This window comes from Thermosediminibacter litoriperuensis, from assembly GCF_008124715.1.
In the GTDB taxonomy this organism is placed as follows: Bacteria; Bacillota; Thermosediminibacteria; order Thermosediminibacterales; family Thermosediminibacteraceae; genus Thermosediminibacter; species Thermosediminibacter litoriperuensis.
On the sequence record NZ_VNHO01000016.1, the window covers coordinates 1 to 11,833 of the forward strand.

An 11,833-nucleotide genomic window follows, 5' to 3' on the forward strand; every position below is an offset into this window, starting at 1 on the left:
TGCGAAGTTGAGTCGTTGTACCACGCTTGATTTCGCGGTAAATAGTACTGCGATGACGGCCGAGTTTTTTAGCGATTTGAGTTGGTGAGAAACCTTCTTTGAGCAGGGCACAAATTTTACCTCTTTCGTAGGGTGTAAGGTGTTTAAAAGTGGGTGGTGATGTGGTATACTCTTTAGTAAGAACCATAGCTGAACCCTCCATATGTGTTAGTTTTTTGTCAACCAACATCATATCGGGTTTCATGCTATGGTTCAACTTTTTTTACTGTCGCATTTAATTTTACAATTAACCAAGTAAATTCATAATATAAAAGAGTCTATACCTCTCATTTTTGAGAGGTATAGACTTGTCAAGGAGGTAAGAAATTAGTGGCCATACTTATCATTTTTATTGTTATGTTTTTTTTCATGTTTCTCGGATTGGATATCTTCATATCCATGGCAATTGCAGGAAGCACATATCTACTTGCCACTGGCAATGGCCCGTTGACTATGATATCAAATAACATGATAAACGGTGTGTCTAATGTATCATTACTAGCAATTCCGTTTTTTGTTCTTGCAGGAGAATTGATGAACATATCAGGTATGACAGACAAACTTTTAGATTTTTCGCTTTTCTTTATTGGAAGAGTTAAAGGAGCTCTTGCGCATGCCTGCATTTTTGTTAATGCTATTTTTTCTTTAGTTTCTGGTTCTGGGCCTGCCGATGCTGCAGCGATTTCCCCTATATTGTTACCTAAAATGAAGGAAGAAGGTTATCCTGAAGATTTCTCTGCAGCATGTAATGCTGCAGGAGCTGTGTTAGGGCCAATTATACCACCAGGTATACCAATGGTGTTTTTAGGGCTGATTACAAATTTGTCTATAGGTCGGTTGTTTCTTGGTGCCATGATTCCTGGCATATTAATGGCCGTTTTTATGTCGCTTATCGTAGCCCTTAAAGTACGAAATATGAAGTTAAAACCCCATGAAAGCAAAATGTCATGGGAAGGATTTTTGAAAGTTCTTCGCGATTCATGGCTCCCGTTGCTTGCACCAGTTATTATTTTCGTGGGTGTTTTTACAGGAATGGCTACCGTCACCGAAGTTGCAATTCTTGCCACAGCGTACGTGCTATTTATCGGCATCTTTGTCTATAGAAAAATCACCTTAAAGGGTTTCTTCCAAGCGTTTAAAAATACTGCTTTGTTTTCTGCTTCCATCATGGCCCTCTTTGCGGTGGCTGGAATATTTTCCTACATGATTGCGGTTGAGCAGCTTGGAATGCAGATCGTCCAGCTGATAAATCAGTATCACATATCGCCTTTAATGTTCCTGTTCTTGTGCAATGTACTGTTTTTGTTCTTAGGTATGATTATGGATGCAACCCCTGCGATGCTAATATTTGGGCCGTTGCTTCTTCCTATCGCAACTAGGATGGGCATAGATCCTATACATTTTGGTACGGTAATGATTTGTAACCTTATGATAGGTTTAATTACGCCGCCGGTAGGAGCGTTGTTATTCTTGCTATCGAAGATTTCAGGCCTTCCGTTTGAACGTGTGACGAAGGCATCCCTTCCCTTCGCTATAGCATTACTAATAGTACAGGCTCTAATTACGGTATTTCCAGGGCTGGTCACATACCTCCCGAATCTAGTGTTTGGAGGGTGATAGAATGAAAAAGATATTAGATAAGATAGCGGATTTTCTTGCAAATATCTCTACTGTGTTTTTTATTGTGATCTTTCTTATAAACATGTTAGAAATATTTAGCAGAACCTTTTTTAATCATTCTTTTCTATGGGTATCGGATGTAACTGTTATTTGTGTGGTGTGGATGATTTTCCTTTCAATGGCTGTAGCAGTTTATCACAAAGAACATTTGGTAATGGATTTTATAGTAAATAAAATGCCGAAAGAAATACAACGAGGATTGGGTATTGCTCTTAATATCATCAGTATTATATTCTTCCTGATGCTTTTCCAGACAGGCATACAAACTGCTGCAACTAAAAAGGCCCTTCTTTTCCCATCTATTATGGTGTCGCAAATATGGTCTTATTCGGCCATGCCTGTATTTGCAATTTTATCAGCAATTTTCATGATACCGCGGCTAATCAGTTCGTTAAAAAATAATTAAAAAGGCAAAAATTGGGGAATTTCCTCTTGCATACTAAACGCTAGAATGTATGGAGGTGAAAGCATATCAGAAAAAAGTATATTTAGAAGTCTTAAGAAGATAAAAAAGCTATTATCAAAGAGAATGTAGCTATTTTGAGAGATTCACTTTTGGAGATAGGAGGTATATTTTTATGGATAAAAAAGTGGAGTATTATAAAATAGTTAATGAATTGCTCGAATCCATTCTAAAAGATGAAAAAGAATCCATTGAAAAAGCTGCTGAAGTATTGGCAAAAGCTATAATGGAAGATAGGTTAATTCATGTAGTAGGTACTGGTGGCCATTCTAATATGGGGGCTGAGGAGCTCTTTTGGAGAGCGGGAGGATTAGTGCCGATTAATCCTTTATTAGATGCTGGAATTTCATTAAGTAACGGAGCAAAGCACTCAAATATCATGGAAAGAACTCCCGGTTACGGTTTAGCTGTAATGAAAAGTTATGATTTTACACCGGGAGATCCCATAATAATTGTTAACGCTTACGGAATAAACGCAATGACTATCGATATCGCAATGGAAGCAAAAAGGATGGGATTAACTACAATAGGTATTACATCCACGTCTTTTGCTAAAATGTTACCAAAAGACCATCCGGCCAGACATGAAAGCGGCAAAAATCTTTATGAAATCGTTGATATATTTATAGATTGTCATTTGCCATTAGGTGACGCAGTAATTAAATTTGATGATTTTGAACAAAAAGTCGCACCAACCTCAACTTTAGTAAATACTTTTACTTTGAACTTACTTGTGGTAGAGACTGTAAATCAACTGTTGAAAAAAGGAGTTAAACCGCCCGTTTGGGTAAGCGCCAATATGCCAGGTGGCGATGAGGCGAACAAAGAATATGAAAAGAAGTATTTTGGTAGAATTAAACATTTAAGATAATCTTACAAAGTGAACAAATCTCATCATGTTTATCCTTTTACAAATTGTGACCAATATGGGTTAAGTCCATATAATTTTGTAAAAAAGAGAATAAAAAAATTGAGCCACCTCATCCCTCCCTCCGGTTAGATTAAAGATAGCCAAAACAAAAATCTAACTGGAGGGATGAGAAATAGCTCAATATAATATTACTTTGATTCTGAAATATTCCACCACACTAATTCTATGGCAGTTGTGTGGAATTTAGCAAATTTAAGTTAAGCTTTTCCTTGAATATGGGAGGTGTTAATGATGAATAACATATTTACATGTAAATCGGATAATTTGTTGATTAATATATATGAAAACCGTAGAAAAATGGGTCGTGCAGCTGCCATAGATACTGCGTCTAAAATAAAAGAGCTTCAATCTCAACAGGATGAAATAAACATGGTATTTGCAGCGGCGCCGTCCCAGAACGAGTTTTTGGAAGAGCTTACGAATATCCAGGGAATTCAATGGGACAGGATAAATGCGTTCCATCTGGATGAATACATCGGCCTTCCGGAGGACGCACCTCAAAGATTTGGCAGGTATTTACATGACCGGATTTTTTCTAAAGTGCCTTTCAAATCCGTAAATTACTTAAACGGCAATGCGGAAGATATACAGGCGGAATGTGAACGCTACGGAAAACTCTTAAAAGATAACCCCATAGACATAGCCTGCATAGGCATAGGCGAAAACGGCCATATCGCTTTCAACGACCCGCATGTGGCTGATTTTAACGACAGATTTCTTGTGAAAAAAGTCGACCTTGACCTGAAATGTCGGATGCAACAAGTCAATGATGGTTGCTTTACTAAGCTCGAAGATGTTCCGGAATATGCCCTTACTATGACGGTGCCGGCCATATTTTCAGCGAGATTTATATTTTGTATTGTGCCGGGCAAAAACAAAGCCGCTGCAGTGAAGTCAGCAGTTAAAGGCCCGATATCGGAGGAATGTCCTGCCTCTATTTTGAGAAGGCACCCCAATGCCGTGTTGTATCTGGATAAAGATTCGGCATCTGATTTGGATAAAACAAAAGGCTGATATTGTGAGGTGATGACAATGAAACTGCTCATTAAAAACGGAAATATCCTTACTCCCTTCCGGCAGATTACGGGGGGCGGGTTGTTAATAGAAAATGGCGTGATATCTGAAGTGCTCGAAGCAAAAGGAGATGTACAAAGGGCGGAATCAAACCTTCTGGCCTCCCAAGAAGACAGTAAAATTATTGATGCCAGCGGAAACTATATTGCTCCTGGATTTATAGATATCCACACCCACGGCGCTGGCGGCCACGACTTCATGGATGGCACTGTGGAAGCTATCCTTGAAGCCGCCAGGTCCCACATGAGACACGGAACTACTTCTTTGGTGCCCACTACCTTGACCAGTTCGCTGGAGGACCTGTTTAGAACGCTGGACAACTTTAAAAAAGCTAAAGAGGATTACGACGGTCCAGAGCTTCTAGGTCTTCACCTGGAAGGTCCCTATTTTTCTATGGAACAGCGAGGAGCCCAGGATCCTAGATTCATAAAAGATCCGGATAGGAAAGAATACACAAAAATTCTTGATTATTCAAGGGATATCATCCGCTGGACTGTGGCGCCAGAACTTAAAGGTGCTCTTGAGATGGGGCGGGAGCTTAAAAGCCGGGGTGTGCTCCCGTCAATAGGGCATAGCAACGCAATTTACGAGGAGGTTCAAAGAGCTTTTGAAAACGGTTTTACGCATGTGACCCATCTTTATTCCGGCATGTCAATGGTGCGAAGAATTAACGCTTACCGCTATGCCGGGGTGGTGGAAAGTGTTTTTCTAATAGACGAGATGACTGTTGAGATAATAGCCGACGGCAAACACCTGCCTCAGAGCCTGCTTCAACTTATATACAAAATCAAAGGGCCAGAACGAATATGCCTTGTCACCGACTCCATGCGGGCGGCGGGTATGCCCGACGGTGAGTATATTCTCGGAAGCTTAAAGAGCGGACAACAGGTCATAGTTGAAGAAGGAGTGGCCAAGCTTCCGGACCGTAGTGCTTTTGCCGGCAGCGTAGCCACCGCCGACAGGCTTGTAAAAACAATGGTAGAAATCGCTAGTGTTCCCCTCATTGATGCCGTAAAAATGATGACCAGTACTCCGGCACGGATAATCGGAGTAGCCGATCGTAAAGGTGTTCTTGCTCCGGGAAAAGATGCGGATATTGTAATTTTTGATGAGAGTATAAATGTTAAAACCGTTATAACGAAGGGAGTCGTCCGGTTTATAAATTAACTGCTTTTAGCTATTTTGCAACTTTTACGACTACTGTTGTGGCAACATTGAGATTTGATTCTTTTAATGTTAATGCCCTCATGACCTTTATAAAACGGCTATGAGGGCATTTTTCTGTATGAAACAAAGACTCTTGAAAAAAATTTATTAATTAGCAGGAATTAAAAAAGTTTAAGTCGAATAATATAAAAAGTTAATTAACTTAAATAAGTTAAAAATCAAAGGAATATATACTACCCATTTAAGGTGGTCGAGATGTCGAAAGGACCGGGGAATAGTAAATACGTTAAAAAAATTAATAGAATGACAGTTTTGAATTTAATTAAACAGCATGAAGTTATATCCCGGCAGGAATTGGCGAAGATAACAGGACTTACTCCTCCGGCTATTACGGGAATAATCCGTGAACTGCTGGAAATAGGGTTGGTAAAAGAAGTAGGGTTGGCCAAATCCCGGGGCGGCAGGAGACCTGTTAAGCTGAAATTCAATCCTGAAGCGGGTTACGTCATAGGTATTGAGGTAACGCGCTTTGAGACTTCTATAGGCATAGCAGATTTAAAAAATGATCCCACTGAAATCAATACAATTGATCTCGATATGACAGATCCTGACGCGGGAATTTCGCTGTTAGCAGATACCATAAAGCATATTTTAGACCAGGGGGTTAAGGAGGGAAAGAATTTTCTGGGGGTTGGGGTGGCCTTTCCCGGGCTTTTGAACGTCAAAGAGGGAATAGTTAAACGTTCGATAAACCTGGGTCCTAAATGGAAGGGTTATCCGGTTAAAGAAGCTATTGAAAAGCAAGTGGGCCTCCCCGTTTTTGTAGAGAATAACTCCAATGCTTCCGCTCTTGCCGAAAGATGGTTTGGAGGGGCTGTAGCTTACAAAGACCTGGTGTATGTTAACTTTGGTGAAGGCATCAGTGCTGGGATAATAATGGACGACCGCATTTTACAGGGATTTCAGGGTCATGCCGGAGAAATCGGCCATATTGTCATGGTAGAGGACGGACCGCTATGCAATTGTGGCAACCGTGGATGCCTCGAGAGCATTTGCGGTATACCGGCCCTTTTGAGAAAAGTCAATTCTGAGCTGCTGCTTATAAAGGACGGTGACCCGTTAAAGAAAATCTGGAAGATCAAAGGGAAAGTCGGGGCTGACGATATTATAAAATGTGCTTCAAAAGAAGGCTCATATGCCTATGAACTTTTAAAGCAAATGGCAAGATATGTTGGCCTTGCGATAGCAGACGTAGTAAATCTTTACAATCCTGAAGCGGTTTTTATCGGCGGTAAAATGGCAAAAGCTGCGGAAATTTTTATGGACGTAATAAATAAAACAGTTCACACCCATGCTTTCCCGGAAATAGCAATGTCCACTTCAATAAAGGTTTCTTCTCTTGGAAAAAATTCTGGCGTTATCGGAGCCTGTGCTCTGGCATTGAGGGAACTTTTTAAATCAAGTTCAGATATAGTGGATTATATTCAATCGAATACTTCTAAGCAGGAGAAAGGAGGAAATTAATTTACCCGGTTAACCTGATTTTATTCGAGAAAAGGGGGTGAGGAATTTAATTTAAAAGTTAGCTTCATAAAAAACATCTTAATTTAAACGAATGAATTAAGGTAATTTAGGGAGGGTCTTTAGGAATGTCTCGATTTTTATGGAAAAGAATCACTTTTTTCGCATGTCTGACTTTGCTGGTATTTATCTTCGCGGGATGCGGGCAAAAATCTGAAAGTTCCAGCAACCAGCAGCCTCAGGAACAAGGTAAACCCCAACTGGTTCTGAAACTTGCGGAAAATCAGCCGGAAGATTATCCAACAACTATTGGAGACAAGGAATTTGCACGAATTGTAGAAGAGAAAACCAATGGTAGGATCAAGATTGAGGTTTATGCTGGTGGTCAACTCGGTGACGAAAAGAGCGTTATAGAAGCGGTTCAAATGGGTGGAATCGATTTTGCCAGAGTCAACGCTCAGCCCTTATCTGATTTTGCCAAGCCTCTAAGGGTTCTTTCACTGCCATACCTGTTCGATAATGAAGAACATCTGTGGAAAGTCCTGGACGGTCAGATTGGTGAAGAACTTTTAGACACTCTTAAAGAAGCCAACATGATTGGCCTTGCTTATTATGACTCGGGGGCCAGGAGCTTTTACAACAACAAGCGGGAAGTAAAGACTCCGGCAGATCTCAAAGGCCTCAAAATCAGAGTGCAGCAGTCTGAGCTGATGGTATCTCTTGTAGAAGCTCTTGGAGCTTCGGCAACTCCTATGCCTTACGGTGAAGTATACAGCGCCCTCCAGACTGGAGTCATCGATGGAGCCGAAAATAATTGGCCCAGCTATTATTCAACATCTCACTATGAAGTTGCCAAGTATTACACATTGGATAACCATACAAGAACTCCGGAAGTAGTAATTGCTTCTAAAGCACTGTGGGACAAATTAAGCGATGAGGATAAAAAGATAATAAAAGAAGCTGCAAGAGCTTCCGAAGAAGTTCAGAAAAAAGCATGGAAGGAATATGAGCAAAGAGCTATAGAGGCAGTCAAAGCTAAAGGAAATATTATTACGGAAGTAACAGATCTGAAACCTTGGCAGGATGCAGTTAAACCTTTATACGATAAATTTGGAGCCGAATACAAGGACTTAATAGAAAGGATAAAAGCCGCAAAATAAATCTTTAAAGGCGGGAGGGATTAAATTCCCTCTCGCTCAAGAGAAAAGGAGGGGAGTAAGTGCTCAAAAAGCTGGAAAGGTATTTTAATTTCTTTGTAGAGACTTTAAGTATGAGTCTTCTGATTATGATGACTTTGATAGTTAGTTGGGTGGTATTCTCCAGGTATTTTCTTCATAAAACACCTGCGTGGGGCGAAGAAGCTTCGTTGCTTTGTATGGTATGGTTCGGCTTTTTAAGTATGGCTATTGGGGTTAGGGATAATCTCCATCTAAGCATAACGATCTTGGACCAGTATTTATCGGATAAAACAAAGAATAATCTGAATTGGATAAGTCGGGTGCTTATATTGGGCTTTGCTCTATTCATGATAAAAGAAGGCATCAGAATGAGTCAAGTAGCTACAGGTAACTATATGCCCGGCCTCAAGCTTAATTCAGCGTTCCTATATGCGGTGATACCTATATCCGGCGTTGCGATGATTTACTATATTATTTCGGCATCGATTAGTGAAATAAAGAGGAAGGAGGTTACCCGGTGAATACATCAGCTATCACATTACTGCTTGGCAGTTTTGCAGGTCTCATTTTACTGAGAGTGCCTATAGCATTTTCTTTAGGGATTTCTGCAGTAATTACAGCTGCATATTTGAATGTTCCCCTTGCTATGTTAGCCCAGGCGATGGTGCGGGGTATTAACTCCTTCTCGCTCCTTGCAATACCGTTTTTTATCCTGGCAGGAGAAATAATGGGTGAAGGAGGAATTTCCCAAAGGTTAATTAACTTTTCAAATGTAATAGTGGGTAGAATAAGGGGTGGCCTCGCTCTAGTAAACGTTCTCGCTAGTATGTTTTTCGGAGGAATTTCCGGCTCATCCGTTGCCGATACCTCCTCCATCGGGTCTATTTTAATACCCATGATGAAGAAAAAAGGATATGACGTCGATTATTCAGTAGCGGTAACAATTACCGGTTCCACTCAGGGAATTTTGATTCCACCAAGTCATAATATGATCATATACTCGCTGGTGGCCGGTGGTGTATCGGTGGGTAGATTATTTCTTGCCGGTATGATCCCGGGTATCGTCCTGGGCCTTGCCCTCATGCTTCTTTCTTACGTGATCGCCGTAAAAAGAGGGTATCCCGCGGGAGAACCGGTGTCGTTAAAGGACGCATTATCAGCCACAAAAGATGCGGCACTCGGCCTTTTCACAGCGGTAATAGTCGTGGGAGGCGTAATTACCGGGTTTTATACCGCCACAGAGGCCGCAGCTGTAGCAGCGGTATACGCGTTTATTGTCACGTTTTTTATCTATAGAGATATACCTATATCAAAAATGACCCATATTTTGATGAAAAGTTTAAAAACCCTTGCAATTGTTATGGCTTTAATTGCGGCTTCTAACGCTTTTGGCTGGATGCTGGCATATCTGAAAGTGCCTGCTCTGGCTACTAAAGCTCTGTTGTCCATTTCAAGCAATAGATATGTGGTTTTATTTATAATAAATGTTTTATTACTTTTCCTGGGTTGCATTATGGATATGGCTCCTCTCATCTTAATTACTACTCCCATATTGCTGCCCGTTGCAGTTCAACTAGGTGTGGATCCGGTGCACTTTGGGATAATAATGATGCTGAATCTTGCTATAGGGCTTCTCACTCCTCCAGTAGGAAGTACACTTTTTGTAGGATGTGCTATAGGTAACATATCCATTGAAAAATTATCTAGAACTATGATTCCTTTTTATCTTACAATGGTAGCTGTATTAATGCTTATAACTTATATTCCGCAAATAGTTATGTTTATGCCGAATCTCCTGATGGGCAAATAACAGCGTAAGAAGGTGATTTTTTGGTTTGGTCGAAACAGGAATTTGACACTAAAGTTGCAAGGATTCGAAACTTTATGGCCAAAGAAGATATTGATGGCATATTAATTACAACACAGGTCACTTTTAAGTGGCTGACAGGTGCCAGGCCTTACGTTAACGTCAGCAGTGAAAAATCATGTGCGGACCTGCTGGTTACTAAAAGCGGGGTTTATTTGGTAGCCAACAATATCGAGGCGAAAAGGCTTGTAGAAGAGGAGTTAAACGGTATTTTTCTCGAAAAAATTAAATATCCATGGTGGGAGCCTTTCCAGCTCCAGAGCTTATTAAATGAAATTGTAACAAGTAAGAAGGTTTTTACGGATAAGGAATTGGGAGACAAATTCGCAAGGTTAAGATGGGATCTTTTACCGGAAGAACAGGAGAGATTTTATGATACGGCAAAATGTGTTGCGGACATTTTAGAAAAGGTGGCTTACTACTTTAAACCGGGAGACAGCGAACAGGATGTAGCGAGTTTAGTAAAAGAAATTTCGGTCGATTATGACGTAAATCCCGTAGTTAATCTGGTAGCAGCGGACGACAGGGCATTTAAATATCGCCATCCACTTCCTACAGAGAAAAAAATAGAGAAATATGCATTGATTGCCATTTCCGGGGAAAAACATGGTCTTGTTGCGTCTGCCACCCGGCTTGTACATTTTGGAACAGTTCCCGCGGAATTAAAGAAAAGGCACGAAGCGGTTCTTCTGATCGATGCTGCTTTTATAACTTCGACATTACCCGGGGTTAAAGTTAAAGAGATTTTCATTAGGGGGCAAAAAGCCTATGAAGCTGCGGGTTATCCTGAAGAATGGAAAAACCACCATCAGGGCGGTATGGCCGGATACAACTCCAGAGAATTCAGGGCAACCCCATACTGCGAAGAGACAGTAAAAGAAGGTCAAGTTTTCGCATGGAATCCCACGATTGCCGGAGTCAAATCTGAAGATACAATCCTGGTCAAGAGAGATGGGCCTGAGATTTTAACAGTATCGGATAATTTTCCGGTAAAAGAAGTGAAATATGGGGAATTTTTTATTAAAAGACCCGATATCTTAATTAGGTGATAAAATATTTAGCAATTTTATCAATAATCGTATTGGAGGGAATTAAGTTGTCCAATTTTTTTCCTTTTGATGAACAGAAAGGGTATAGAGAAATAGTCAAGATCGGAGACGTTACCCGATACACGGGCTTCAGCCTTTTAACTCTGGAGCAGGGGGAAAGCTTTAGAGGCGAAACCGGGGGAAAAGAAACGGTACTGATAATTTTATCGGGAAGCTGTAACGTGAGGGCCGGAGAGGAATTTTTTGAAGACCTCGGCAAGAGGGAAAATGTTTTTTCAGGAAAGGCTACCGCAGTATACGTTCCTATAAACAGCAATTACGAAATACAAGAAATCGCAGGTAAGAAGCTGGAAATAGCCGTTGTTTCGGCCCTGGCGGAGAAGCAATATGCTCCTTTTGTAATAAGGCCGGAAGATGTCGTAGTAAATCACCGGGGAACTGCCGGTTACCAGAGGGAAGTTCATGATATCGTTGTGGAGAATGCCGAGGGGAAAGTAGATCGAATAGTAGTGGGTGAAACCTTCTCATACCCGGGACAGTGGTCCAGCTATCCCTCTCACAAACACGATAAGTTCGACCCGCCCGTCGAAACGGAGATGGAAGAAATATATCACTTTAAGGTTTTCCCAAAAGAGGGCTTCGGCGTCCAGGTAATATACAACGATGAGTTGTCATTGAGAGAGGCGTACATGGTTAAAGACGGTGATACAGTAGTTATCAATGAGGGCTATCATCCGGTGGCGGCGGCGCCGGGATTTAAGGTTTACTACCTCTGGTTAATGGCGGGACCGTACGGACGCAAGCTAACGCCTAAAGATGATCCGAAGCTGGTTAGTGCTTTAAAGAACAGTAATTAAAATCTTG

Annotated in this window: 12 protein-coding genes; 11 read left to right on the forward strand and 1 reads right to left on the reverse strand. The window is 41.0% G+C overall.

From position 1 onward, the window contains the following. On the reverse strand, positions 1 to 187 hold a 187-nt coding region (locus LZ11_RS07730; protein WP_148867329.1), incomplete at its 3' end, for a helix-turn-helix domain-containing protein. Positions 188 to 369: 182 nt separating this feature from the next. On the opposite strand from LZ11_RS07730, the gene LZ11_RS07735 reads away from it, so the two are divergent. From LZ11_RS07735 to iolB, 11 genes are all read left to right on the forward strand, one after another. Then, on the forward strand, positions 370 to 1,656 hold the full coding sequence (locus LZ11_RS07735) for a TRAP transporter large permease (protein WP_148867330.1): 1,287 nt from the start codon (positions 370 to 372) through the stop codon (positions 1,654 to 1,656). Positions 1,657 to 1,660: 4 nt separating this feature from the next. Continuing rightward, positions 1,661 to 2,125, forward strand: a complete 465-nt coding sequence (locus LZ11_RS07740; protein ID WP_148867331.1) for a TRAP transporter small permease — start codon at positions 1,661 to 1,663, stop codon at positions 2,123 to 2,125. A gap of 172 nt (positions 2,126 to 2,297) precedes the next feature. Beyond that, the gene (locus tag LZ11_RS07745; RefSeq protein ID WP_148867332.1) at positions 2,298 to 3,053 is read left to right on the forward strand and encodes a sugar isomerase domain-containing protein; all 756 of its coding nucleotides are present in this window, start codon (positions 2,298 to 2,300) and stop codon (positions 3,051 to 3,053) included. Between the two features lie 291 nt (positions 3,054 to 3,344). Further along, positions 3,345 to 4,127: a 6-phosphogluconolactonase gene (locus tag LZ11_RS07750; protein ID WP_148867333.1), complete on the forward strand. Its 783-nt coding sequence runs from the start codon at positions 3,345 to 3,347 to the stop codon at positions 4,125 to 4,127. Between the two features lie 18 nt (positions 4,128 to 4,145). After that, on the forward strand, positions 4,146 to 5,354 hold the full coding sequence (gene nagA, locus LZ11_RS07755; RefSeq protein WP_222927219.1) for an N-acetylglucosamine-6-phosphate deacetylase: 1,209 nt from the start codon (positions 4,146 to 4,148) through the stop codon (positions 5,352 to 5,354). 255 nt (positions 5,355 to 5,609) lie between these two features. After that, positions 5,610 to 6,878, forward strand: coding sequence for an ROK family transcriptional regulator (locus tag LZ11_RS07760; RefSeq protein ID WP_148867335.1), 1,269 nt, complete (start codon positions 5,610 to 5,612; stop codon positions 6,876 to 6,878). A gap of 125 nt (positions 6,879 to 7,003) precedes the next feature. Continuing rightward, positions 7,004 to 8,035, forward strand: a complete 1,032-nt coding sequence (locus LZ11_RS07765; protein ID WP_148867336.1) for a TRAP transporter substrate-binding protein — start codon at positions 7,004 to 7,006, stop codon at positions 8,033 to 8,035. 59 nt (positions 8,036 to 8,094) lie between these two features. Beyond that, a complete protein-coding gene (locus LZ11_RS07770) occupies positions 8,095 to 8,574 on the forward strand; it encodes a TRAP transporter small permease (RefSeq protein WP_148867337.1) in 480 nt (159 codons plus the stop codon). Further along, on the forward strand, positions 8,571 to 9,863 hold the full coding sequence (locus tag LZ11_RS07775) for a TRAP transporter large permease (protein ID WP_148867338.1): 1,293 nt from the start codon (positions 8,571 to 8,573) through the stop codon (positions 9,861 to 9,863). Before LZ11_RS07770 ends, LZ11_RS07775 begins: the two co-directional genes overlap by 4 nt. 20 nt (positions 9,864 to 9,883) lie before the next feature. Continuing rightward, a complete protein-coding gene (locus LZ11_RS07780) occupies positions 9,884 to 10,969 on the forward strand; it encodes a M24 family metallopeptidase (protein WP_148867339.1) in 1,086 nt (361 codons plus the stop codon). 47 nt (positions 10,970 to 11,016) lie between these two features. Continuing rightward, positions 11,017 to 11,826 carry a 5-deoxy-glucuronate isomerase gene (gene iolB, locus LZ11_RS07785; RefSeq protein WP_148867340.1) on the forward strand — a complete coding sequence of 270 codons (810 nt, stop codon included), beginning with the start codon at positions 11,017 to 11,019 and terminating at the stop codon, positions 11,824 to 11,826. The last annotated feature ends 7 nt before the right edge of the window (positions 11,827 to 11,833 follow it).

What these genes read in the sequence shown, in the direction of transcription:
- LZ11_RS07740 (WP_148867331.1), top strand. Translation starts at nt 1,661, where the DNA reads ATGAAAAAGATATTAGATAAGATAGCGGATTTTCTTGCAAATATCTCT.
- LZ11_RS07745 (WP_148867332.1), top strand. Translation starts at nt 2,298, where the DNA reads ATGGATAAAAAAGTGGAGTATTATAAAATAGTTAATGAATTGCTCGAA.
- LZ11_RS07750 (WP_148867333.1), top strand. Translation starts at nt 3,345, where the DNA reads ATGAATAACATATTTACATGTAAATCGGATAATTTGTTGATTAATATA.
- nagA (WP_222927219.1), top strand. Translation starts at nt 4,146, where the DNA reads ATGAAACTGCTCATTAAAAACGGAAATATCCTTACTCCCTTCCGGCAG.
- LZ11_RS07760 (WP_148867335.1), top strand. Translation starts at nt 5,610, where the DNA reads ATGTCGAAAGGACCGGGGAATAGTAAATACGTTAAAAAAATTAATAGA.
- LZ11_RS07765 (WP_148867336.1), top strand. Translation starts at nt 7,004, where the DNA reads ATGTCTCGATTTTTATGGAAAAGAATCACTTTTTTCGCATGTCTGACT.